At 64.6% G+C, this 23,249-nt stretch carries 26 protein-coding genes; 13 read left to right on the top strand and 13 right to left on the bottom strand.

The window, feature by feature from the left end; genetic code table 11:
• Positions 1 to 133: 133 nt before the first annotated feature.
• Positions 134 to 967 carry a hypothetical protein gene (locus tag IVB13_RS35530; RefSeq protein ID WP_247492189.1) on the top strand — a complete coding sequence of 278 codons (834 nt, stop codon included), beginning with the start codon at positions 134 to 136 and terminating at the stop codon, positions 965 to 967.
• The gene (locus IVB13_RS35525; RefSeq protein WP_247492187.1) at positions 964 to 1,530 is read left to right on the top strand and encodes a hypothetical protein; all 567 of its coding nucleotides are present in this window, start codon (positions 964 to 966) and stop codon (positions 1,528 to 1,530) included. Before IVB13_RS35530 ends, IVB13_RS35525 begins: the two co-directional genes overlap by 4 nt.
• Before the next feature lie 144 nt (positions 1,531 to 1,674).
• Here IVB13_RS35525 and IVB13_RS35520 read toward each other — a convergent pair whose 3' ends face one another.
• From IVB13_RS35520 to IVB13_RS35510, 3 genes are all read right to left on the bottom strand, one after another.
• Positions 1,675 to 1,953 (bottom strand): DUF1488 family protein, encoded by a 279-nt coding sequence (locus IVB13_RS35520; RefSeq protein WP_018452941.1) that lies wholly within the window; start codon positions 1,951 to 1,953, stop codon positions 1,675 to 1,677.
• A gap of 196 nt (positions 1,954 to 2,149) precedes the next feature.
• Positions 2,150 to 2,446, bottom strand: coding sequence for a hypothetical protein (locus IVB13_RS35515; RefSeq protein ID WP_018452940.1), 297 nt, complete (start codon positions 2,444 to 2,446; stop codon positions 2,150 to 2,152).
• Position 2,447: 1 nt separating this feature from the next.
• A complete protein-coding gene (locus tag IVB13_RS35510; protein ID WP_018452939.1) occupies positions 2,448 to 2,705 on the bottom strand; it encodes a hypothetical protein in 258 nt (85 codons plus the stop codon).
• A 360-nt stretch (positions 2,706 to 3,065) separates the two neighbouring features.
• On the opposite strand from IVB13_RS35510, the gene IVB13_RS40265 reads away from it, so the two are divergent.
• From IVB13_RS40265 to IVB13_RS35500, 3 genes are all read left to right on the top strand, one after another.
• Complete coding sequence (locus IVB13_RS40265) at positions 3,066 to 3,197, top strand: hypothetical protein (RefSeq protein ID WP_007599247.1); 132 nt, start codon at positions 3,066 to 3,068, stop codon at positions 3,195 to 3,197.
• 291 nt (positions 3,198 to 3,488) lie between these two features.
• Positions 3,489 to 4,826: a DUF2235 domain-containing protein gene (locus IVB13_RS35505; protein ID WP_018452938.1), complete on the top strand. Its 1,338-nt coding sequence runs from the start codon at positions 3,489 to 3,491 to the stop codon at positions 4,824 to 4,826.
• 352 nt (positions 4,827 to 5,178) lie between these two features.
• Entirely contained in the window at positions 5,179 to 5,424 is a 246-nt protein-coding gene (locus IVB13_RS35500; RefSeq protein ID WP_007599245.1) for a PilZ domain-containing protein, read from the top strand.
• 243 nt (positions 5,425 to 5,667) lie between these two features.
• Here the strand turns inward: IVB13_RS35500 and IVB13_RS35495 are convergent, their stop codons facing one another.
• The 5 genes from IVB13_RS35495 to cobS form a co-directional block, all read right to left on the bottom strand.
• Entirely contained in the window at positions 5,668 to 6,078 is a 411-nt protein-coding gene (locus IVB13_RS35495) for a hypothetical protein (protein ID WP_026232425.1), read from the bottom strand.
• Between the two features lie 282 nt (positions 6,079 to 6,360).
• Positions 6,361 to 7,473: an NADH:flavin oxidoreductase/NADH oxidase gene (locus IVB13_RS35490; RefSeq protein WP_018452936.1), complete on the bottom strand. Its 1,113-nt coding sequence runs from the start codon at positions 7,471 to 7,473 to the stop codon at positions 6,361 to 6,363.
• 119 nt (positions 7,474 to 7,592) lie between these two features.
• Positions 7,593 to 8,654, bottom strand: a complete 1,062-nt coding sequence (locus IVB13_RS35485; protein ID WP_018452935.1) for an esterase-like activity of phytase family protein — start codon at positions 8,652 to 8,654, stop codon at positions 7,593 to 7,595.
• Entirely contained in the window at positions 8,651 to 10,555 is a 1,905-nt protein-coding gene (gene cobT / locus IVB13_RS35480; RefSeq protein WP_018452934.1) for a cobaltochelatase subunit CobT, read from the bottom strand. The genes IVB13_RS35485 and cobT overlap by 4 nt, the downstream gene beginning before the upstream one ends.
• A gap of 163 nt (positions 10,556 to 10,718) precedes the next feature.
• Complete coding sequence (cobS, locus tag IVB13_RS35475; protein ID WP_018452933.1) at positions 10,719 to 11,717, bottom strand: cobaltochelatase subunit CobS; 999 nt, start codon at positions 11,715 to 11,717, stop codon at positions 10,719 to 10,721.
• Positions 11,718 to 12,025: 308 nt separating this feature from the next.
• Here cobS and IVB13_RS35470 point away from each other — a divergent pair, with 308 nt between their 5' ends.
• The 3 genes from IVB13_RS35470 to IVB13_RS35460 all read left to right on the top strand — a co-directional run bounded on the left by IVB13_RS35470 (position 12,026) and on the right by IVB13_RS35460 (position 13,319).
• Positions 12,026 to 12,685, top strand: a complete 660-nt coding sequence (locus IVB13_RS35470) for a DedA family protein (protein ID WP_018452932.1) — start codon at positions 12,026 to 12,028, stop codon at positions 12,683 to 12,685.
• A gap of 105 nt (positions 12,686 to 12,790) precedes the next feature.
• A complete protein-coding gene (locus IVB13_RS35465) occupies positions 12,791 to 13,003 on the top strand; it encodes an antitoxin MazE-like protein (protein WP_143273843.1) in 213 nt (70 codons plus the stop codon).
• Positions 12,984 to 13,319 carry a type II toxin-antitoxin system PemK/MazF family toxin gene (locus IVB13_RS35460; protein ID WP_018452930.1) on the top strand — a complete coding sequence of 112 codons (336 nt, stop codon included), beginning with the start codon at positions 12,984 to 12,986 and terminating at the stop codon, positions 13,317 to 13,319. The genes IVB13_RS35465 and IVB13_RS35460 overlap by 20 nt, the downstream gene beginning before the upstream one ends.
• 48 nt (positions 13,320 to 13,367) lie before the next feature.
• On the opposite strand, the gene IVB13_RS35455 is transcribed toward IVB13_RS35460, so the two are convergent.
• Positions 13,368 to 14,588, bottom strand: coding sequence for a citrate synthase family protein (locus tag IVB13_RS35455; RefSeq protein ID WP_085358851.1), 1,221 nt, complete (start codon positions 14,586 to 14,588; stop codon positions 13,368 to 13,370).
• A gap of 75 nt (positions 14,589 to 14,663) precedes the next feature.
• Between IVB13_RS35455 and IVB13_RS35450 the strand changes: the two genes are divergently transcribed.
• Positions 14,664 to 15,758 carry a citrate synthase/methylcitrate synthase gene (locus IVB13_RS35450; RefSeq protein WP_018452928.1) on the top strand — a complete coding sequence of 365 codons (1,095 nt, stop codon included), beginning with the start codon at positions 14,664 to 14,666 and terminating at the stop codon, positions 15,756 to 15,758.
• Between the two features lie 198 nt (positions 15,759 to 15,956).
• On the opposite strand, the gene IVB13_RS35445 is transcribed toward IVB13_RS35450, so the two are convergent.
• Positions 15,957 to 16,592, bottom strand: a complete 636-nt coding sequence (locus tag IVB13_RS35445; RefSeq protein ID WP_018452927.1) for a DnaJ domain-containing protein — start codon at positions 16,590 to 16,592, stop codon at positions 15,957 to 15,959.
• Positions 16,593 to 16,744: 152 nt separating this feature from the next.
• Between IVB13_RS35445 and IVB13_RS35440 the strand changes: the two genes are divergently transcribed.
• Complete coding sequence (locus tag IVB13_RS35440; protein WP_026232423.1) at positions 16,745 to 17,020, top strand: BolA family protein; 276 nt, start codon at positions 16,745 to 16,747, stop codon at positions 17,018 to 17,020.
• Positions 17,021 to 17,162: 142 nt separating this feature from the next.
• Here the strand turns inward: IVB13_RS35440 and IVB13_RS35435 are convergent, their stop codons facing one another.
• From IVB13_RS35435 to IVB13_RS35425, 3 genes are all read right to left on the bottom strand, one after another.
• Positions 17,163 to 18,467, bottom strand: coding sequence for an HlyC/CorC family transporter (locus tag IVB13_RS35435; RefSeq protein WP_018452925.1), 1,305 nt, complete (start codon positions 18,465 to 18,467; stop codon positions 17,163 to 17,165).
• A 90-nt stretch (positions 18,468 to 18,557) separates the two neighbouring features.
• On the bottom strand, positions 18,558 to 19,706 hold the full coding sequence (gene aroB, locus IVB13_RS35430; RefSeq protein ID WP_247299191.1) for a 3-dehydroquinate synthase: 1,149 nt from the start codon (positions 19,704 to 19,706) through the stop codon (positions 18,558 to 18,560).
• Positions 19,703 to 20,326, bottom strand: a complete 624-nt coding sequence (locus IVB13_RS35425) for a shikimate kinase (protein ID WP_018452923.1) — start codon at positions 20,324 to 20,326, stop codon at positions 19,703 to 19,705. The genes aroB and IVB13_RS35425 overlap by 4 nt, the downstream gene beginning before the upstream one ends.
• A gap of 184 nt (positions 20,327 to 20,510) precedes the next feature.
• On the opposite strand from IVB13_RS35425, the gene IVB13_RS35420 reads away from it, so the two are divergent.
• The 3 genes from IVB13_RS35420 (at position 20,511) to IVB13_RS35410 (ending at position 22,901) form a co-directional block, all read left to right on the top strand.
• Positions 20,511 to 20,657 (top strand): hypothetical protein, encoded by a 147-nt coding sequence (locus IVB13_RS35420; RefSeq protein ID WP_035669499.1) that lies wholly within the window; start codon positions 20,511 to 20,513, stop codon positions 20,655 to 20,657.
• Positions 20,658 to 20,673: 16 nt separating this feature from the next.
• On the top strand, positions 20,674 to 21,657 hold the full coding sequence (xerD, locus tag IVB13_RS35415) for a site-specific tyrosine recombinase XerD (protein WP_018452921.1): 984 nt from the start codon (positions 20,674 to 20,676) through the stop codon (positions 21,655 to 21,657).
• 281 nt (positions 21,658 to 21,938) lie between these two features.
• On the top strand, positions 21,939 to 22,901 hold the full coding sequence (locus IVB13_RS35410; protein ID WP_007599220.1) for an acetyl-CoA carboxylase carboxyltransferase subunit alpha: 963 nt from the start codon (positions 21,939 to 21,941) through the stop codon (positions 22,899 to 22,901).
• Positions 22,902 to 23,249: the final 348 nt, after the last annotated feature.

Below are 23,249 nucleotides of genomic sequence, written 5' to 3'. Positions count from 1 at the left end.
GAGTTTTGCGTGACGGCCGGATCGGAAGATCCGGCCGTTTTTGTTGATAACACCGCGCTTCCTCCTACAATCAAACGGTGCATCCCGTTTGGAAGGCATCGAGGCAACGCCATGACGGCATGGGAGCGGGAAAATGAACCAAAAGAAACTTTTTCTTGTCGACGGAGCTTCGGACAATCTCCTGTCGAACCTCGACAGCCGCGACATTGCACTTTGGCTGATCGACCTGCCGAAGGAATGCCCCCAACTCGAAACTTTGATATCATTCCTAGGCTTGCCTTGGCGGCTAGTCTTATCCGAGGTTTCTGACAAGCGGTTGATCTCAGCGCTCGATCAAGGATCGCGCTCCGGCGACGATATGGCTAGACGAAGGGGCTTCGTGCAGATCGTCGATAGCGATCCGTCGCGCATCACTTTTCCCCAGCGCTGTTTGCCCATCTACTTGCTCAATGGACGTGAGGGAAGCTCCACCTCGGAATTTGAAAATAGGCTGAGAAGAATGACGATGGTGGAGGACCTCCGCCGCTCGGGAGTTCGCCAAGTTCTTGTAGTTGCAGGCAACGACTATCCGATACCTCAAGAACTGAGCGATTTGTGGGAGTCCGGTTTTCGCACACAATTAACGATCACTTCTGAGTTGGAAAATGCAGAGACTGTGCTGAACCAATGGCTGGAACGGTCAACCGGGTTCGCTAGCGCTAGCCTATCCCGCGAATCGCCGGATCGCTTTATCGAAAGCGTTTTGCATCGCTATGTCGAGCGATTTGCGGAACAGCGAAAGACCATCAGAGTACGGGATCAGTTTGGCCGTATTCAGCGCTTTGACATAACGGAAATCGACGAACCGGAGCGCCCGATATTAGAGCAGTTTCTTGTTATCGAAGATCGGGACCTAACACCGCTAGTGATGTGGAGATACTTGAGCTTGCTGCTCGCCTTGAACGGGAGGCTACCGGTCAAGACTTGATTGGAACGGATCTAGCAATCATTGCCGCCGGCGAACGAGACCGAGGAGGTACACAGGGCGTCATTCGCGAATTGGTCAGCTTGCGAAGTTATTCGCGCACCTGCCTAACCAGAAGCGGTCGACCTGCCTATCGGTTTCTTGCACTATTCGACAATGACAAGGCAGGCCAACAGGCAGTAAGAGCTGCGACTGCTTTGGACACAAGTATTGTGGAGTTTCGTGACGTCTTCCGGCTTCATCCACACATGCCAACGAGCGGCAATCTCGATCCCAAGACTCTCCAAAAGGCCTTTGAACGGGAAAACCTGGCCTACAAAGGGTTGAATTGGGAACTAGAGGATCTACTGCCAAACCACTTTTTTGATCTCTTAGTTCAGGACCATCCGAGCGCAGTGATCCGAGCAGACAAAGTGGCCGACAAGGTTCATTGGGAGCTCACGCGAGATGGAAAAGCCCTACTCCGAAAAATGATACGGCAGTTTGGAACACACGCTGACCTCAGCGCGACAATTGCAGTCTTGAAGGCTTTCCATTTCTACTGCTCTATCGCTAAGCGGCAGTAGGCCCGAACAAACTATATTGTGTTTAGACCAATCCAACTCACCGATCTCATTTCTCCAAAATGAAGTTCCTTCATATTCGTCCAGACAGCCACGCGACGGAACCGACGGCCCGGCTCCGCCATACTTCTAGCCCACGCCGTTCCCCTACCCCCGAAAATCAATGCTCCGCAGCACGATCCCCGGCGGCGTGCCTTCGAACTCCGTCGCCTGATATTTGCGTCCGGTGCAGGCTTCGATGCGTTCGCGCAGGCGCGTGAACTGCTCTTCGCGCTCGCTGGGCCGGGCGCGCGGGCCGCGCTCGAGGTCGTCCATGGCGGAGGTCGAGATCGCGCAGGCGATCTCCTTCGCGCCGTCCTGCATCGAGAACTGGACGATGCCGCGGTCCTGGTCGTGGGCGATGAAGCGGCTGCTGGTGAGCGTCATGGGGTACTCCTTTTGCGTCCGCGTCGTGCCGGACTTGCGCAATTGCGCACTGGGGGCGGCGCCGGTCAGCGTTATCGAAGCAGGCTGTGGCACGAGGGTGCACAAAAACTGACTTCGGTGGTTATGGGTCCCGGCTCCGTGCGCAATTGCGCACTCTGCCAGGACGACGCCGGTGTTTGCGCGCGTTGCCTCGCCTTCAGCCGTCGCCGTTGAGCCTTGCGAAATCGTCGAACAGGGCGGCCACCAGCGCGCGGTGGCGGGTGTCCTCGGTGGGCAGGCTCGCGGCATAGAGGTTGAGCAGATGGCGGGCCTTCACGGCGGCCTCCGGCCAGGACGTGGCAGGCACCGACATCATGCGGTTTTCAAGCTCGGCCTCGCGCTCGCGCAGCTCCCTGACCTGGGCCTCGACATCGGCCAGCGCGCGGCGCAGATCGGTTGCCTTCTGGGCGGCCATGCCGCGGTGGCTGTCGAGATCGACCGGGATGTCAGTCATGTCAGGCACTCGCGTCGATACGTTGGGCATCCGCCAGGTCGACCGAGCCGATCGACAGCATCTCCGTCGCACCGCGCACGCCTTCGGAGGGCACCGTGATCATGGTGGCGACGCGGCGATAGGATGCGAAGGACAGGCCCTCGATCATCTCCTCGTCGGTGACGACCTCATAGGCGCCGGCCGGCAACTGGCGCTCGAGGCCGCGGATGTGGAATGGATGCTTGAAGGTGATGGTTTCTCGCCGCGAGCGGATGGTCATGCGCGCCTGCCTTTCGCAAAGAAGGGGCCCCAACCGACACCAGCTGGTCACGACCATGCGCTTGTTACCCGGCAATAGCCAGCATTATGTCAGCGTGGGCCGGGACTTACGGCGCAAGCGCGGTGCTCGTGCGCGGCGTTTTAGTCCTCGCAATCGGCAGGACGCGGGCGTACGCTCGACCACGTCAGCGCAGCTCACGCAATTGCCGCGCGTCGATGTTGCGCTGCATCTTTCGCGCCTCGTGTGCGCAGCGGCGATCTTCATTGGTTCGGGCGGGTGCATCTCACAGCCCCGCCCAGCGACCATTGCAGCGCCGATCTCGCACGCGGACGAACTCGAAACCCAGGAGGAGACGACGTCATGGCCAAGGGACAGCAACGCAGCAACCGCGAGACCAAGAAGCCGAAAAAGGACAAGATCAAGACCAGCGCCGCAGCGCCAAGCCGCAAGGACGCGGCCTGGCAGCCGGAGATCGGCCAGAAGAAGAAGTAGCCGGCGGGCGCCTTCCCTTCTCCCCTTGCGGGAGAAGGTGGCATAGGCGGCCTTCGGCCGCCGTTCTTGAAAACGCCGATGCTTCGCATCGGCTATGGCGCCGGATGAGGGGTCTGTCTCCGGGAGTTCTGACGCGAGAGATTCGCACGCGGAGAGAGACCCCTCACCCGTCTCGCCGCTTCGCGGCGATCCACCCTCTCCCGCAAGGGGAGAGGAGAAGAAGCGTCATCTCCCTCTCCCCGCCCTTTTCCGCTATACTCGCCCGGGTAGCATCAGCGGGAGGGGCATCCTGTGGATCACGAGCGCAACGCCGAGCACACATCCGAGCCGAAGAACCTTGTCATCTGCTGTGACGGCACCGGCAACGAGATTTCCGAAAACATCTCCAACGTCCTGAAGCTCTATCGCTGCCTGCGCAAGACCGACAAGACGCGGCCGCGGCAGATGGTGTTCTACGATCCCGGGGTCGGCACGGTGACGGAGCCGTCGACGTGGCACCGCTGGAAAGCCAACGTCAATCTGGTGCTGGGGCTCGCCACTGGCTACGGGCTCGATGACAACACGCTGTCGGCCTATTGCTTCCTGGTCGAGCATTACGCGCCGGGCGACAGGATCTACCTGTTCGGTTTTTCGCGCGGTGCCTACACGGTTCGCGTGCTGGCGGGGCTGATCCACAAGATCGGCCTGATCTCGCCGGAGCAGGCCAACCTCGCAGGCAGTGGCCTCGTCGCCTACAAGCAATATTCCGGCACCGGGCGCGGCAACGATGTCAGCGACCTCATCGATGAGGGTTTTGACGACAGCGGGCCGCTGCCGAAAAACAAGTTCGATCTCGCCGCGCAGTTCGCACGCATCACCTCGTCGCGCTGGCCGACCATCCACTTCATCGGCGTCTGGGACACGGTGGCGAGCGTGATCGTGCCGCGCGCCGACCGGGGCTATTTGCCGAGCTTCGAGGAGCTCGCCTTCACGCTGCGCAATCCCAGCGTCAACATCTTCCGCCAGGCGATCGCCATCGACGAGCGGCGCTGCATGTTCCGCCTCAAGCAGTATGAGGAGCCGCAGGAGTACTGGCGCAACCGCTTCGTGCCCGACGACAAGAAGGAGCCGCAGGACATTTTGCAGGTGTGGTTCGCCGGCGTGCATTGCGACGTCGGTGGCGGCTATCCGGAAGTCGAGAGCGGCGAGTCCAAATATCCGCTGCTCTGGATGATCGAGGAGGCGACCAAGGCGGGGCTGAACTTCAACCCGCGCACGGTGAACCAGCTCGCCTGGGGCATCCAGCGCAAGAACTCGCCGTTCCAATACGTGCCGCCGGCTTACACCGGCAAGACCGGCGAGCTGCATGATTCGATGACGGCGCCCTGGCGCGTGCTGGAATATCTGCCGAAGAGCGCCAAGTACCGGGAATGGCCGGCGCGGAAGGTGTTTCTCGGGTTCTACATCCCCGATTGCGAACCGCGCCTGATCCCCGAAGGCGCGCATGTGCATGAGAGCGTGTTGAAGCGGATGGCGGTGGAGCCGGACTATCGGCCGGTGAATTTGCCGAAGGAGTATGTGACGGTGCCGATGCCGCTGCCGCCGGGTGTGGGCATGGTGGCGGAGTCGGGGGAGATCGTGGTGGGGTGAGGGCCTTCCCTTCTCCCCCTGTGGGAGAAGGTGGCATAGGCGGTCTTCGGCCGCCGTTCTTGAAAACGCCGATGCTTCGCATCGGCTATGGCGCCGGATGAGGGGTTGTCGCCGCGAACGCGAAAGCTTAGTATGCCGTGCGAGACCCCTCACCCGTCTCGCCACTTCGTGGCGATCCACCCTCTCCCACAAGGGGAGAGGGGGAAGCCTTCCCACCCCGCTACCGCCGCTTTCTCCATTCGCCGATACTTTTCATTAAAATTCTCCGCCCCGCCTTAGCCGGATCGAATCAACTCCTGGGCATCATCTCCTGACCACCCGCGCCATCCGCGGAAATTGGAGGAGAGTGCCAATGCATCCGCGACGACATGCCCGCGTCAAACCCGCGGGCCTGGTGTCCCGCCAGGCCAAGATCATCACCGACCCGCGCGCGCCGGTGATCCCCTGCACGCTGATCGACTATTCGCCCGGAGGTGCCTGCGTCGATCTCGGCGGCCAGGTGAAGATTCCCGATCGCTTCGAGCTGCTGCATGTGAACACGAAAAAACGCTGCCGCGTGGCGTGGAAGCGCGGCACGAAGGTGGGAGTGGTGTTTTGACTCCTTCCAGCTGCTGAACAAGGCCGCGCTCCACACTCCGCTCGGCTCCCTCCCCCCTTGTGGGGGAGGGTTGGGGAGAGGGGTGGCCCAGCAAAAGGTGTTAGTTACGTGCGAAGCGATGGCAACAGAGTGTCGCTTCATTCGACAGAGCACGCCGTGTGGCTACCCCTCTCCCTAGCCCTCCCCCACAAGGGGGAGGGAACGCAGTGTACTTGCGGCGCGATCTCTCCCAACACAACAAATTCACGGTTTCCGCATCCGCGCCTTTGCGCCCGCGACGATCTGCATCGCGACGCCGGCGATCCAGCCGAACAAGGCGAACCAGCTCCAGGCGATGTGCGGATCGAGGCGGAGCACGATGATGGCGACGGAGGCGAGCGCGGTGAGCGTGGCGCAGAGCGTGCCGGCGGCGCTCAACAGTTCCGCGGCGTCGATGTCGCCGTGGGCCTCGTCGAACGGCAATTGCGGCGTGTCGATGCCGAGATAGAAGCCGACGAAGCCCAGCACCATCATCAGCAGCAGGAACCCCTCGGTGGTGAGCGCGGGGATCGCCGATCCCACATAAGCGCCGACAAACAGCCCGCACGCCGCGCCCGCCATCGCAAGGCCCACGCGCTCGATGACGTGGGCAGCTTTTCGAACACGAAATCGCATGGCGGGCCTCCGCGAGGCGTTGGACGCACGCGAGGTTAGGCCAGATTTGGGTGGGGTGGAAGCTGAGAGGGTTTACGGATGCGTGAGGCGGAACGGCACGGGACCAAAAGGTACGCGGAGCAACGACCTTGGCGTGTGTCGCATGGCTGCCTCCCCATCCTCATGGCGAGCGCAGCGAAGCAATCCAGGATCTTTCCGCGGACACAGCCTGGATTGCTTCGTCGCAAGGGCTCCTCGCAATGACGAGTTTGCGGCGCGGTCCTCGCGCCAGACTCGCCTCTCTCACCGCGCCCCGAACGTGGTCTTGCCGAACAGCGCCTTCTGGGTCGAGGGCTGCGAGCGCCAGTATTGCGGCGGGGCTTCGACCTCGCCGCCGAGTTCGGCTGCGGCGTGCCAGGCCCAGCGCGGGTCGTAGAGCAAGCCGCGGGCGAGCGCGACCATGTCGGCCTTGCCGGATGCGACGATCTCTTCGGCCTGCTTCGGCTCGGTGATCAGGCCGACGGCGATGGTGGGCAAACCGGTCTCGCGCTTGATGGCCTCTGCAAACTGCACCTGATAGCCGGGGCCGAGTGCGATCTTCTGCAGCGGCGAGACGCCGCCGGAGGAGGCATCGATCCAGTCGACGCCGCGCGCCTTCAGCGCGTTTGCGAATGCGATGGTCTGCGCCAGGTCCCAGCCGCCCTCGACCCAGTCGGTCGACGACACCCGCATGCCGACCGGCTTGTCGTGCGGGAATACGGCGCGGACCGCGTCGTAGACCTCCAGCGGGAAGCGCATGCGGTTCTCGAGCGAGCCGCCATATTCGTCGGTGCGCCTGTTCGAGATCGGCGACAGGAATTGATGCAGGAGATAGCCGTGCGCGCCGTGCAGCTCGACCGCGTCAATGCCGATGCGATCGGCGCGCTTGGCGGCATCGACGAAGGCCTCGCGGATGCGCTTGAGGCCGGCGGCATCGAGCGCCAGCGGCGCGGCCTCGCCCTCCTTGTGCGGCAGCGCCGACGGCGCCACGGTCTGCCAGCCGCCCGCGTCCTGCGGAATCAGCTGGCCGCCGTCCCAGGGCCGCGCGCTGCTGGCTTTGCGGCCGGCATGCGCGAGCTGCATTGCGACGGCGGTCGAGGAATGTTTCCGCACCGAGGTGAGGATCTGCTTCAGCGCGGCCTCGGCGGCATCGCTGTAGAGCCCGAGGCAGCCCGGCGTGATGCGGCCGATCGCCTCGACATGGGTCGCCTCGATGCAGAACATCGCGGCGCCGGACAGGCTGAGATTGTTGATGTGGGTGAAGTGCCAGTCGGTGGGGACGCCGTCCTCGGCCGAATATTGGCACATCGGCGACACCACGATGCGGTTCTTCAAAGTCAGGCCGCGCAGCTTGATCGGGGAAAACAGGGCGCTCATGCGGGGGAGTTCCGGGATGGGGGGCAGGGAGATGGAGAGAGTGTAGTGGGCGATGCGCCGATTGCCAGCCGCGCGGGGGGCATGGCGGCTCGCGGGGGATGCATTGCGGCCGCGCCGCCCTACTCCACCAGCGCGAACTGCAGCAGCAGGGTGCGCTGGAGCATCGAGAAATTGTCGTCCGACACCAATGTCAGCACGGTCTCGCCGTCAGCCGTGACGTGGGCGTCGATGCCTTCCATGTTGTCGATCTCGTGGCCGAGATCGGCCTTGAACAGCACGGGGCCGTCGACCAATGCGCCCGGCGCGATCGATTTCAGGGGGATCGCGCGGATGCGGATATCGACGCCGGTGAACCAGGAGAATTTGCGTTCGAGGATCAGGAGATCGCCCGAGGGCAGCAGCACCGCGTCGCTGATGAGCTGCTGGTCGGTGCGGCGAATGCTGAACTGGCCGGGTGTGGGGCCGCCGAGCAAAAATCCGATCAGATTGCCGTCGGCATCGAAGCCGCCCTCCGACAGCGCGATCAAGGTGCCCGCGAGCGGCTGCCCCTTTGGAACGAACACCAGCGCCTCGAGCCCCTTGTTGTAGGGCAGTTTGCGCACCGCCGGCGGGGTCGGCAGCACCTCGCCGCGCGCGCGTGTGCCGCCCTTCGCAAAATCGAACCGCATGATCTGGTTGACGCGCTCGAGCCCGACATAGACGAGGTCGCCGTCACGCGCGAGCGACTCGGTGTCGTACCACAGCCGCTTCTCCGTGATCGGCCGCCCCTCCGCATTGAGCACCGGCGCGGCCTCGACGTCGCCGAGGCCGGTCATGATCCGCCCGGAATAACGGATGCGACCGGTGAACCAGGTGCCCTGGTCGGAGATCGCGAGGAAGCGCTCGCCTTTGCTGTCGAGAAAGCGGAAGCCGGACAGGCCGCCGAAGCCGCGATGCGGCGAGGTCAGCACCAGGCCGCCGCGATAGTCCAGCGAACCGAACCGCGTGCGCGCGCGGTCGCGCGGCTCGAAATTCGGGATCGGCCGCGCGTTGACCTCGATGCCAACGGGCGCGGCGACGGCGTGCTCGATCAGCGCCGGCTTCGGCGCCGGCTGTGCCTGCGCCAGGCGAGACAGTGCGAGAGTGGAAAATCCCGCCGCCGCGTGGCCGATAAAGCTGCGGCGGGACCGATGGTTGCTCACGAATGCAGTTTGCGTCGCGGGCGGTTGGCCGGCTGCGTGGGCGCGGTGTTGGTCTCGCTGAACAGTTCGGCGAGTTTTTCGGTGATGGCGCCGCCGAGCTCTTCGGCGTCCACGATCGTCACCGCGCGGCGATAATAGCGCGTCACGTCATGGCCGATGCCGATCGCGATCAGCTCGACCGGCGAGCGGGTCTCGATCTCCTCGATGATGTGGCGCAGGTGCCGCTCGAGATAGTTGCCGGGATTGACCGACAGCGTGGAATCGTCGACCGGCGCGCCGTCCGAGATCATCATCAGGATCTTGCGCTGTTCGGGCCGGCCGAGCAGGCGCTTGTGCGCCCAGTCGAGCGCCTCGCCGTCGATGTTCTCCTTCAACAGCCCTTCGCGCATCATCAGGCCGAGGTTTTTCCGCGCACGACGCCAGGGGGCGTCCGCCGACTTGTAGATGATGTGGCGGAGATCGTTGAGGCGGCCGGGGCTGGCCGGCTTGCCGGCGGCAAGCCACGCCTCGCGCGATTGCCCGCCCTTCCAGGCGCGCGTGGTGAAGCCGAGAATCTCGACCTTGACGCCGCAACGCTCCAGCGTGCGGGCGAGGATGTCGGCGCAAGTCGCCGCGACCGTGATCGGCCGCCCGCGCATCGAGCCGGAATTGTCGAGCAGCAGCGTCACCACGGTATCGCGGAACGTCGCCTCCTTCTCGTGCATGAAGGACAGCGGGTGATAGGGATCGGTCACCACGCGCGACAGCCGCGCGGGGTCGAGAATGCCCTCTTCGAGATCGAATTCCCAGGCGCGGTTCTGCTGCGCCATCAAGCGCCTCTGCAGCCGGTTGGCGAGACGGGCGACGATGCCCTGCAGATGCGCGAGCTGCTTGTCGAGATAGGCGCGCAGCCGCTCCAGCTCGTCATGGTCGCAGAGGTCTTCGGCGGCGATGACCTCGTCGAACTTCGGCGCGAAGGCGTGATATTCCGGCCCGCGCGGCTCGTTCTTGCCGTGCGAATTCGGCCGCGTCGCCTCGCCCGGCGTCTCGTCGTCGCCGAGCTCGCCGTCGTCGAAGGTGTCGGAGGTCGAGGCCTGCGCGCTTTCCATCGCGCTCTCGCTCATCTCCTCGCTCGACGCCTGGGCCTGATCGGCGCTCATCTCCTGCGCGGCGTCGGAATCGGGCGAGCCCTCGGCGCCGGACTGATCGTTGTCGCCGTCCTGGTTCTCGTCGTTCTCGTCATTGTCTTCGCTGTCGGCGCTGCGCTCGTCGCCGATCTCGAGCGCCGTCAGCAGATCATGCACGGCATCGCCGAACCTGGTCTGGTCCTCGACCACGGTATCGAGCCGGTCGAGCCGCCTGCCGATCTTGTCTTCGAGAATAGGGCGCCAGAGATCGACCATCTTCTTGGCGGCCGTCGGCGGCGCCATGCCGGTCAGGCGCTCGCGCACCAGCATTGCCAGCGCGTCGGCGAGCGGCGCGTCGGCGCGATCGGTGATCTCGTCGAACTTGCCGCGATGGAAATGGTCGTCGAGCATCGCGGTGAGGTTTTTCGCAACGCCCGCCATGCGCCGCGCGCCGATCGCCTCGACACGGGCCTGCTCCACCGCCTCGAACACGCCGCGCGCCTGCGGATTGCCCGGCATCAGCTTGCGATGCACCTTCGGATCGTGACAGGCGAGCTTGAGCGCGATGGAATCGGCGTGGCCGCGCACGATGGCGGCATCACGCCTGGTCATCTTTCGCGCGGGCTCGGGCAGCCGCGCCTTGCCCGGCGCGAGCCCGGGACGCTCGGCGGCGAAGCTGACGTCGAGCTCGGGCGCCTTGGCGATCGCCTTCAGGCAGGAGGCCACCGAGCGCTTGAACGGCTCGGTCGGGGCTTCCTTGGTGTTGCGGAATTTGGAGTTGGAGGTGGTGCTCATCTCGCCCTTACCCGTCGTCCCCGCGAAGGCCGGGACCCATAACCGCCGGCAATCATTGCGTCAGGAGAAATTAGCAGCGTCGCTTCACAGAGAGACCTCGCGGTATGGGTCCCGGCCCCCGTGCGCAATTGCGCACTCGGCCGGGACGACACACCGAGAGCGATCAGCTGAGCGCCACGTTCACCGACGATTCCGGCAGCTCCGCGTTGAAGCAGCGCTGGTAGAACTCGGCGACGAGGGGACGTTCGAGCTCGTCGCATTTGTTGAGGAAGGTGACCCGGAACGCAAAGCCGATGTCGCTGAAGATGTCGGCGTTCTCCGCCCAGGTGATCACCGTGCGCGGGCTCATCACCGTCGACAGATCGCCATTGGCGAAGGCGTTGCGGGTGAGGTCGGCGAGGCGAACCATCTTGTTGACGATGTCGCGGCCCTCCGTGGTGCGATAGTGCTTGGCCTTGGCCAGCACGATCTCCACTTCCTCGTCATGGCTGAGATAGTTCAACGTGGTGACGATCGACCAGCGGTCCATCTGACCCTGGTTGATCTGCTGGGTGCCGTGATAGAGGCCCGAGGTGTCGCCGAGGCCGACGGTGTTGGCGGTCGAGAACATGCGGAATGCCGGATGCGGCTTGATCACCTTGTTCTGGTCGAGCAGCGTCAGCCGGCCGGAGACTTCCAGCACGCGCTGGATCACGAACATCACGTCCGGGCGGCCGGCGTCGTATTCGTCGAACACCAGCGCGACGTTATGCTGGAGCGCCCAGGGCAGGATGCCGTCGCGGAATTCGGTGACCTGCTTGCCGTCGCGGACCACGATCGAGTCCTTGCCGACGAGGTCGATACGGCTGATGTGGCTGTCGAGGTTGACGCGCACGCAGGGCCAGTTCAGTCGCGCAGCGACCTGCTCGATATGGGTGGATTTGCCGGTGCCGTGATAGCCCGTGACCATGACGCGGCGGTTGTGGGCGAAGCCGGCGAGAATGGCGAGCGTGGTGGCGCGGTCGAAGCGGTAATCGGAATCGACTTCGGGGACGTGAGGATCGACTTCGGAATAGGCGGGGACTTCGAGATCGCTGTCGATCCCGAACACCTGGCGCACCGACACCTTCATGTCGGGCAAACCGGAAACTTCCTCAACTTTGGACATCGCGGCGGTCGTCATCAATCCTCCGAGGTCCCGGGCGATCCCGAGACCAGTTATTGCACGTTGGCTGCGGCTGGGTGCTGTTGCGAACCTATCAGAGACAACGGGCGGGCAGAAGCCCGCCCCCCGATCAAAGTTCCGTTGTCTTTTCATTTAGATAGGCAAGGAACGCGATTTTTGGAAGGCTGCCCTGCGAATCACGCCTGAATTTCGTGCCGAAGGCACCGTCCTGCCGACGCGGGTGGCACTTTTACCGCCGCTCATTACTTTGTAGGGTCTGAATATAGGGTCCGAACCCCAAGGCCCAATCCCACCGCAGAGACGATGTGACGTCCTTTCTCGATCCCCTCATTTCATTCGTCTCGGCCCATGCGTGGCTGGCCTATCTGACCCTGTTTCTGGCGGCCCTGCTCGAGGCGGTTCCGGTGGTGGGGTCGGTCATCCCCGGCTCGACGATCATCCTGGCGCTGAGCGCCCTGGTCCCGGGCGGCGAGCTCAAGCTGCAATGGGTGTTGCTGGCGGCGGCGCTCGGCGCAGTGCTCGGCGATGGTTCGGCCTACTGGATCGGACACCGGCAACAACGGGAGATCCTCAACACCTGGCCGCTGACCAATTATCCGCGTGTGGTCGAACAGAGCGAGAATTTCTTCCACCGCTTCGGCACCTGGGCGGTGTTCTTCGCCCGCTTCGTGCCGCCGATCCGTGCCTTCGTCCCGGTCACGGCGGGCGCGCTCGGCATGCCCCCGGCCCGCTTCTACGCCATCAACATCCCGGCGATCCTGGTCTGGGCGCCGGCGCATGTGCTGCCGGGCGTTTTGGCGGTGTCGGCCCTGCACGAATATGCCGGGCTGCCGCACCATGGGCATCCGTATAAGCATATGTGGATTTTGACCGTGGTCGGCGTGGCAATCGTCGTAGGCCTGGCGGTTTGGATCTATCGCCGCCGGAACGGCGGCGGCGTGGCGGTGGCGAAGCCGCGAGGGTGATAGCGTCGAGCGGCGCACTGCGGTTTGGGGACTTCGCAACGTGGCGGCCCTTGCCTCCAAGCCGTAACGCGTTACATTGTAACGCGTTACATGGGATCGTTTCCAATGACTGCACCCGCTGAAAGAATGAAAATGATGCGCCAGCGGAGGCGGCTGCGGGGCTTGCGCGAACTGCGCCTCGTCGTAGCTGATGCTCGCTCGCGGTCAGTTCGACGACGGGTGGCGAAGCAAGTTGCCAGCCTCGACCCCGATCGCGAGCGCAACGCGCTGCAGTGGATCGAGTCGGTCTCCGAGTTTGATGCAGATGCAACGCGGTGACGTCGTGACCGTCGCTGCAACGGGCGACTATGGCAAACCCCGCCCGGCGGTCATCGTGCAGAGCGACGCTTTCCCTGAAACTCATGCCTCCGTCGTGATCTGCCAGTTGACTTCCGAACTGGCGCACGCCCCGGATTTTCGGGTGACTATCGAGCCAACCCGCGAAAATGGATTACGACTGAGATCGCAGGCGATGGCCGACAAGCCGATCACCGTGAGACGCGAACGGATCGGACAGAAGATCGGGCGCCTCGGCAGCCAGGATATGGCGCGGATTGGGATTGCTTTGGCGTTCGTGTTAGGGCTTGCGGATTGATCAGGTACCCGAGCACGGGCTTCCGCCAGGACGACCGCAGCAGCGATCCTAGCTAGCAGCGCCTCCCCTCCGCCCCGGTGCCGGCCCGACATACCTCGCCCGGGGCCTGATGAGCTTGCCGAACTGCAACTGCTCGCTCGCATGTGCGATCCAGCCGACGCTGCGGGCCATCGCGAACAGGGCGAGCTCGCTGCCGCCAGGCAGGCGCAGCGCGTGCACGAGCACCGCGAGCGCGTAGTCGATATTGACGAGTTCGCCGGTCGCCTCCGCGATCCGCTCGGGCACCTCCTTGGTGAATTTGCGCGGTGCGCCTGCGCGAGAGAGCGCGTTGAGCAGCGATTGCGCGCGCCGATCGCCCCGCTTGTAGACGCCGTGACCGAAGCCGGCAAAGCGTTCGCCGAGCGCGACACGCTCCCGGACCATTGGCTCGACGTCACGATCGACCAGTGCCTTGACGAGCTGCGAGGCGAGCACGCCGGCACCGCCGTGCTTCGGTCCCTTCAGCGCGGCGAGGCCGGCGATGACGGAATCATAAAGATTAAGACCGGTCGAGGCTGCGCAACGCGCGGTGAAGGTGGACGCGTTCAACTCATGCTCGGCGAGCAGAACCAGCGCGCGGCGTATGAGATCGGCCGCGTGCTTGTTGTCGGGAGCCCAGGCACTGGCGATCTGCTGGTGCAGCGGCTCGGCGGACGGCTCCGTATTGAGCATGGTCGCGACCAGGAGCCGGACGATGCGCGCACCGACCATCGCACGTCCATCATGCGCGCGGGTGAAGGCGCGGGGATCGGCGCTCGATGCGAGCGCCAGCACGGCAATGGCGCGATCGATCGGCGCGGCGCGCCGCGCGGCCTGCGCGATCAGGCGCATCTCATCGGACACCGCGGGAAAATTGTCCGGCGCAAAGGGATCGACGCCGGAGACGTCCCACAGAAGCGTCGCCGTGTGCTCCAGCGTGTCGTTCTCCGCGAGATCGACGCAATTGACGCCGCGATAGATCGCGCCCTCCTCGGTGATGGTGGAGATCTCCGTGTCCATGACCGGCAGATCGGCATCGAAGCTGCGCAGGCCGCGCGGCTCCGGCGACGGCACCCGACGCTCCTTCAGCGCCCGGACGTCCTCGGCGCGATAGCGGTTCTTGCGCGAGTCGGGCGTCGGCTCGGAGCGGACCAGGCCGCGGCTGACATAGGCGTAGAGCGTGGCCGGCGAGATCGCGAGCTCGGCGGCGGCTTCCCGGGCGGAGAGGTAGAGACCTTCCGAATTTTTCATATTGATTAATGTAATCAAGATTGATCAATCTGTCGAGAGGCCTGATCTTTGGCTGGTGCAAAGGAGATTTGGGCCATGAACATCCACCTCACCAAGAGCCAGATCGGGCTGGACGGCGTTCCCGCGGCCGAAACCGTGCTGAGCCATGTCGACGGCGAGCGCGGCGAGTTGATCATCGCCGGCGAGCATGTTGGCCGACTGGCGAGCCAGTCGAGCTTTGAGGGCGTCACCGCCCGGCTCTGGAACGGCGCCAGCACGACCACGCTGAGCGAAGCCGATGTGCGCGCGAGCCTGGGCGCCGCACGCGAGCGCGCCTTCGCGCGGCTGGATGAGCTGCTGCCGGCAACGCGCGGCATGGGCATCATCGACGGATTTCGCGCGGCGGTCGCGGGAGTTCGCGCCGAGCACGGGCTCGCCCATGAGGCGACGATCGTCGGCGCATTCCCGGTGATTGCGGGCGCGCTCGTCCGCCGGGCTAGGGGTCTCGATCCCGTGGCGCCCGATCCGAACGTGAGCCAGGCTGCCGATACGCTTCGCATGCTGCACGGGCGCGCGCCCGAACCACGCGAGGTCAGGGCGCTGGACGCCTATCTCGTGACCGCCAGCGACCACGGCATGAACGCCTCGACCTTCACCGCGCGCGTGGTGGCCTCAACGCACGCAGATCTGTTTGCCGCCGTCACCGCCGGCTATTGCGCGCTGACGGGTCCGCTGCATGGCGGCGCGCCGGAGCCGGTGCTGGAAATGCTCGACGCGATCGGCTCGCGCGAGCGCATCCAGCCCTGGGTGGACGCGGCACTCGCCCGCGGCGAGCGAATGATGGGCTTCGGCCACCGCGTCTATCGCGTGCGCGATCCCCGCGCCGACGTGCTCAAGACCGCGATCGAGGCGCTGGCCTCGGACGGCGCCGACCTGCCGTTTGCCGGCGAGGTCGAGGCCTATATCCGCGCAGCCTTGCGCAAGAAGAATCCGGACCGGCCGCTGGAGACCAATGTGGAGTTCTTCACCGCGATCCTGCTCGATGCGCTGGCGATTCCGAGGCAGGCCTTCACGCCGATCTTCGCCGTGGCGCGCGCAGCCGGCTGGACGGCGCATGCGCGGGAGCAGCAGCGGACCGGGCGGCTGATCCGGCCGAGCTCGTCATATGTGGGCGCGATGCCGAAGGCGTAGGGAATGCGTAGCCCGGAGCGCGTGCTTCCCCTCTCCCCTTGCGGGAGAGGGTGGCTCGCCGCAAAGCGGCGAGACGGGTGAGGGGTTGTCTCGACACCCTCATATCTTGCAGTTGAATTCGCCGAGAGAAACCCCTCATCCGGCGCTTCGCGCCACCTTCTCCCGCAAGGGGAGAAGGGAAGAAAGCGCGCGCGAAGCCTACGCCTCGCGCACCACGGTCTTCAGATAATTATACGCCTTGATGATTTCGATCAGGCGATCCTCGGTGGAGCGGTCGCCACCGTTGGCATCGGGGTGGTGCTGCTTCACCAGCGCCTTGTACTTGGACTTGACGTCGGCGAGCGTGGACTCGGGGGCGAGGCCCATCACCTGAAGCGCCTTGCGCTCGGCGTTCATGATCTTGCGCGTCTCGGCCTTGGGCGCGGCCTGCGGGCCGGCGCGCCAGCCGGTGCGGCCGTTCAGCTCCTGGAACATGCTGAACGGATCGAAGGCGCCGTCGATCTCGGCCTCGGCGCCCTTCTTGACGCCGCCATTGGCGCCCATCTTCCAGGTCGGACGATGACCGGTCAGCGCATCTTTCTGATAGCGCGCGACAGCGTCGGCATTCATGCCGGAGAAAAAATTGTAGTTCTGGTTGTACTCGCGCACGTGGTTCAGGCAGAAGTGCCAGTACTCACGCTGATTGTCGCGACCCTTGGGCGCACGATGCGCGCCCTTGTTCTGACACCCGGTCCATTCGCAATTGACCACGGCGTCGCGCGGCTTCACCTCCGGCTGCTTGCCTTTCGGCTTGATCCGGATGGAGTCGAAGAACTTTGATGAATCGATCGGCATGGCTGACTTTGACTACGCAATGCAAAAACCTTCAAGTCTTGACATTGCAATTAGCTGAAAAGCATAGCCGAAACTATGCTGAGGCGTCCTTGAACGGCCGCTAGAGGCGGCCTATCCAATACGGAGAGCGATCTCGCACCGTAATGACCCAGATGGCCATCAGAGACACTATCAGCAACAAGTTGCAGGAAGCTTTCACGCCGGAAAGCCTGCAAGTCGTCGACGAGTCACATTTGCATGAGGGCCACGCCGGCCATCGGCCGAGCGGCGAGACGCACTTTCGGGTTTATATTGTGTCTTCCGCCTTCAAAGGGAAGAGCCGGGTCGATCGCCACCGCATGATAAATTCGGCGCTGGCCGCGGAACTCTCCGGCAGCGTGCACGCGCTGGCGATCCACGCGCAAGCGCCGGGAGAAGGCGGCAGCTAGCTCGCCGATGCGGCTGTCATGCCCGCAAAGGCGGGCATCCAGTACTCCGAGGCGGCGCGGCTAGAATCGAGCCGCTGCGGCTTACTGGATCGTCCGCCCCAGTGCGCAAGCGCGCACAAGGCGGACGATGACAGCTACCGCTTCAAAACGACGTCCCCGCCCGCCGCCGCTTGGCTTCCTCCATTTCCGTCTCGCGCGGCACCGGTGAAATACGGAGCGCGGTGATGCGGTTGCGTTCGCGGCGGAGGACGCGGAAGCGGAAGCCGTGAAAGGTGAAACTCTGGCCGCGGTCGGGGATCGAGCGCGCCTCGTGAATGACGAGGCCGGCGACCGTCGTTGCCTCTTCGTCGGGCAGGTGCCAGTCCATGGCGCGGTTGAGATCGCGGATCGGGACCGAGCCGTCGACGACGACCGAGCCGTCCGGCTGGGCGCGCACGCCCGCGACCACGACGTCATGCTCGTCGGAGATGTCGCCGACGATCTCTTCCAGAATGTCTTCCAGCGTCACGAGGCCTTCAACTTCGCCGTACTCGTCGACGACCAGGGCGAAATGAGTCTTGCGGCGGCGGAACGCCTTGAGCTGCTCGGAGACGGGCCGCATTTCCGGCACGAACCAGGGCGGCAGCGCGATGGTCGAGACGTCGATGCGCGAGGTGTCGCCGTCGGACGCGCGGATCGCGCGCAGCAGATCCTTGGCGTGGAGCACGCCGATGATGTTTTCCGGTTTCTCGCGCCACAGCGGGATGCGGGTGTATTCGGCCGCCAGCACCTCGCGCACCAGATCCTCCGGCGGCAGGTCGGCGTTGATCATCGTCATCTCGGTGCGATGGATCATGACGTCGGAGACCTGGAGCTCGCGCAGATCGAGCAGCCCGCCGAGCATGTCGCGGTCGTGCTTCTCAAACTTGCCTTCATGATGCAGCAGGTCGACCGCGCCGCGGAGGCGCTCGGTCGGCGACAGGATCGCCTGGTGCTCGCCGGCAAGGCCAAACAGGCGCATCAACAGCCGCACGATGACTTCCACGATCCGCAGCAGCGGCCCCAGCACGTACATCGTCAGCCGCATCGGGCGCGCGACCGCGAGCGCCATACGGTCGGGCGCGTTGATCGCGATGGTCTTGGGCAGCACCTCGGCGAAGATCACGACCAGTGCGGTCATCAAGCCGGTGGCATAGAGCACGCCGACGTCGCCGAACCAGGCCGTGAAAATGCTGGTGGCCAGGGCGGATGCACTGATATTGGCGATGTTGTTGCCGAGCAGCAGGGCGCCGATCAGGCGCTCGCGCATGTCGAGCAGCTGCGAAACCACGTCGGCGTCGCGATTACCCTGCTTGGAGAGCCGCAGCATGCTGGCGCGCGAGGCGCCCGTCAGTGCGGTCTCGCTCGCGGCGAAGAAGCCGGAGACCAGCAGGCAGAGAATGACGATGGTGAATCCGAGCCAATCCATGAACCACTCTGGTTTCTTGTTTTGACGCGTTACTTACGCGAACCGGTACCCACTTCGCGCGAAAACGCTGTAGCGCCGTTCAGCCTCGCGTCATGCCTTTTGCGCGAGCTTGTCCTTCAGGAAGTCGCGCACCGGAGCCGGCTCGACGTTCTTCACGGCGACGGCCCGCCCCACGGCCTCCAGCAGGATGAAGGTGAGCCTGCCGCGCTCGACCTTCTTGTCCTGCGCCATCAGCGTCATCAGCGCGTCGGCATCGGCAAGCCCCTCCTGCGCGAAGCCCGCGATGTCCTGCAAGCGCGTCGGCAAGCCGGCGTCAATGAGGTGACGCTCGACTCGCATCGCATCGGCTTCGCCGATCATGCCGAGCTTCGCCGAAAACTGCGCCGCCAGCGTCATGCCGATCGAAACGCCCTCGCCGTGAAACAGGCGGTCGGAGAAGCCGGTCGCGGCTTCTAGTGCATGGCCGAACGTGTGGCCGAGATTGAGCAGCGCACGCTCGCCGGTCTCGCGCTCGTCGCGCGAGACGACGCCGGCCTTGGCGCGGCAGGAGGTCGCGATCGCATGCTCGCGCGCCGAACCGCCTTTGGAGATGTCGGAATGGTTGTTCTCGAGCCAGGCGAAGAAGGCCTCGTCGCCGAGCACGCCGTATTTGGCGACCTCGGCATAGCCGGCGCGAAACTGCCGCGGCGACAACGTGTCGAGCACGGCGGTGTCGGCGATCACAAGCACCGGCTGGTGGAAGGCGCCGAGCAGATTCTTGCCCTGCGGCGAGTTGATGCCGGTCTTGCCGCCGACGGAGGAATCGACCTGCGCCAGCAGCGAGGTCGGCACCTGCACGAAGTCGACGCCGCGACGCAGGATCGCCGCCGCAAAGCCGGCGAGATCGCCGACCACGCCGCCGCCGAGCGCGATGACGAGATCGTTGCGCTCGATCTTGGCGGCGATCAGGGCTTCGCTGACCTTTTCGAGCCCGGCATAGGTCTTGGAGATCTCGCCTTCCTCGACGACGATGCGCGATGTCGGAACGCCGCTGGCTGCGAGGGACGCCTCGGCGGGTTCGAGCCAGTATTTCGCGACGGTGCGATCCGTCACGATCGCGGTGCGCACGCCGGGGCGCAGGCGCGCGACGCGTTCGCCGAGCGAGGCCAGCACGCCGCGGCCGATGACGATGTCATAGGCGCGATTCCCCAGCGCGACCTCGACATTGACGGGATCTGAATGTTTCAAAGGCGCGGTCATCGTGCGGCACTCGCGACGTCGGCTGGTGGCGGGGACGCCCGTTCGCCGCAAAGATGCGCGCGCAGCGTCTCGATGGTCTCCTCAACGATCTTGTCGTGCGGCACGTCGCGCGAGGCGATGGTGAGGTCGGCATGGCCGTAGACCGGCTCGCGCTCGGTGAGCAGGCGCGTCACGGTTCCTTCGGGATCGGCGGTCTGGAGCAGCGGACGGTCGGCGCGCCGGCGCACACGGCGCATGATGACGTCATGATCGGCCTTGAGCCAGATCGAGATCGCCTTCGCGGCGATGCGGGCCCGCGTCTCCTCGCGCATGAAGGCGCCGCCGCCGGTCGCCAGCACGATGGGACCGCCGTCAAGCAGACGCGCGATCACGCGGGCCTCGCCGTCGCGGAAATGCGGCTCGCCATGACGCTCGAAGATTTCCGGTATGGTCATGCCGGCCGCCGCCTCGATCTCGGTGTCGGCATCGACGAAGGGCAGCTTGAGCCGGAGAGCCATGCGGCGGCCGATGGTGGATTTGCCCACCCCCATCATGCCGACGAGCACGATCGAGCGCGTCCCCAGCGCCGACAGGATGTCGGCCTCGGGCGAGGCTTGGATCGGCAACGCGGCGTCGGGCATTTGTCTCGCTCGAATGGGTCTCGCTCGATCTGCCGCCAATGGCGGCATCCTTTGGCCACCTATACGACCCCGCAGGGGCCCTCGCCAGAGGACTCTTGCCACGAAACGGCGAACGTGTTGGATGATTTCATTGGTTAATTTGCCCGCCAAGCCCCTGACCGAGACCCTCTCCGAGATCCTGCCGATGCCCAGCCTGTTCCGCTTCCTGACGGTCGTCGCCGTGATCGCCGGCATCGTCTATGGCGTGGTCTTCGCGCTGGCGAACTTCGTCAATCCCAAGCCGCGGGAAATGACGGTGACGATCCCGCCGGATAAGTTTCTCAAGAAATAGCAGCTAGGCTGCGGGCATGCGTGCCAGATCTTCCGATAACAAGTCCTCAGACACAAAACTCACCGGCCTGTTCCTCGACATGCTCGCGGCGGAACAGGGCGCCGGCCCCAATACGCTCGACGCCTATCGCCGCGACCTCACCGACTTCTCCGAGTTTCTCGGCCGCGTCGGCCATGCATTCGCGGACGCGGAAACACAGACGCTGCGCGACTATCTCGCCGATCTCGACACGCGCGGCTTCAAGTCCACCAGCGTCGCGCGACGGCTATCGGCGATGCGGCATCTCTATCGCTTCCTCCTGAACGAACGCATCAGAACCGACGATCCCGCGGCGATCCTGTCCGGGCCGAAGCGTGGCCGCGGCCTGCCGAAGGTGCTGTCGATTGCCGATGTCGACCGCATGCTCCGCCGCGCCAAGGAATTGAGCGAGGCGGAGGATGCTTCGCTCTCGAAACGGCTGCGCGCCCTGAGACTCTATTGTCTGCTCGAGGTGCTCTACGCCACCGGCCTGCGCGTCTCCGAACTGGTGGCGCTGCCACGTACGGCCGCGAAGCGCGACGCCCGCATGATCGTGGTGCGCGGCAAGGGCAACAAGGAACGGCTGGTGCCGCTCAACGAGGCCTCGCGCCAGGCGATGGCCGATTATCTCGCGGCGACGGAGGCGGCCAAGGACAACAACAAGACCGACAAGAAGAACCGCGTGGCGGCCTCCAAATGGTTGTTCCCCTCGTTCGGCGAGAGCGGGCATCTGACGCGGCAGCATTTTGCCCGCGACTTGAAGGAGCTCGCGGTCGCTTCGGGCCTGCAGGCCCGGCTGGTCTCCCCCCACGTGCTGCGCCACGCCTTCGCCAGCCACCTGCTGCACAACGGGGCCGATTTGCGCATCGTGCAGACGCTGCTCGGCCACACCGACATCTCGACGACCCAGATCTACACCCACGTGGTCGAGGAGCGGCTGAAGAGCCTGGTCCGCGACCTGCACCCGCTGGCGGAGAAATAGTTGCTGCCGTAGCTGCAGTAGCCCGGATGAGCGAAGCGACATCCGGGATTGACGATCGGGCGACCTGCCCCGGATATCGCTTCGCTCATCCGGGCTACGGTACTGGAACGATGAAACCGCCTTGACTTCGGCCACATCTCCGCAGAAAGAGCCGGGGCCTCACGATGATTTGGCCTGCGCTCGTTGCGAGCACACAAGCCAACTCATTGACGAACCTACACTTCTTTCCGCGACATCGAATCCGCTTCGCCGCCTCGCCCCGTCCTCCCTATATTGAGTTGATGCCAGACCAGATGCGCAGCTATCTCGATTTCGAAAAGCCCGTCGCCGAGCTCGATTCCAAGCTCGATGAATTGCGGACGCTTGCGGCCTCCGGCAGCGACATCGCCGAGGAGATCGGGCGGATCGAGGACAAGGCGGCGCAGGCGATGGCCGACCTCTATCTGAACCTGACGCCGTGGCAGAAAACGCTGGTCGCGCGGCATCCGCAGCGGCCGCATTTCAACGACTTCATCAAGGGCCTGATCACCGAGTTCACCCCGCTCGCCGGCGATCGCAAGTTCGGCGAGGACGAGGCGCTGGTGGCCGGCTTCGGCCGCTTCCGCGGCGAGGCCATCTGCGTGATGGGCCAGGAAAAGGGCGATTCCACCGAGAGCCGCATCAAGCATAATTTCGGCATGGCGCGGCCCGAGGGCTATCGCAAATGCGTGCGGCTGATGGAGATGGCGGAGCGGTTCGGCCTGCCGGTGCTGTCGCTCGCCGATTCCGCCGGCGCCTATCCCGGCATCGGCGCGGAAGAGCGCGGCCAGGCCGAGGCGATCGCGCGTTCGACTGATGCCTGCATGGCGCTGACCGTGCCGAACGTCGCCATCATCACCGGCGAGGGCATGTCGGGCGGCGCCATCGCCATCACCACCGCCAACAAGGTCCTGATGCTGGAGCACGCGATCTACAGCGTGATCTCGCCCGAGGCGGCGTCCTCGATCCTCTGGCGCGACGGCTCCAAGGCGCAGGAAGCCGCCAACAACATGAAGATCACGGCCCAGGACATGCTCCGCTTCGGCGTGATCGACAGCATCCTGAAGGAGCCGGTCGGCGGCGCCCATCGCGACCCCGCCGCCATGATCGCCACCACGGGCGACGCCATTGCCAAGGCCTTTGACGAACTCCGGGGTCTGGACGGGGACGCCATCCGCAAGCATCGGCGGCAGAAATTCCTCGATATTGGCCGGAAACTGGGCTGATTCGGGCGGGCTTTGGGGCCCGTTGGACGCGTCCCCCTCCGCCGTCGTCCTGGCTTTCGCCGAGACGACGCTGAATTTGAGGCCGGCCAAACCGTCCCGGAGGCCCCCGGTAACCCCGCGTTAACCCTTTTTTTGCCCAAATCAGCGATCTCAGTGCTGGTTTGGCCGAAAGGCCCAAGTTTCAGCCCAGTTTAAGTCTTCGTTGACCACGCCTTTGGGCCAACGGGCTCGTGATCCCCGTGCGGGTTGCGACCACATGACCCAGAGGTTAGAATTTTAATCAATGGCTTCAGGGCATAAGCGCTGGAGCGTGATTGCGAAAAAGCCCGTCGCGACGGGTCCCGGTCT

The organism is Bradyrhizobium sp. 17, assembly GCF_023073515.1.
Classification (GTDB): domain Bacteria; phylum Pseudomonadota; class Alphaproteobacteria; order Rhizobiales; family Xanthobacteraceae; genus Bradyrhizobium; species Bradyrhizobium canariense_D.
Note: the sequence above shows the minus strand (reverse complement) of the source record. Positions and strands in the feature narration are given on the sequence as shown.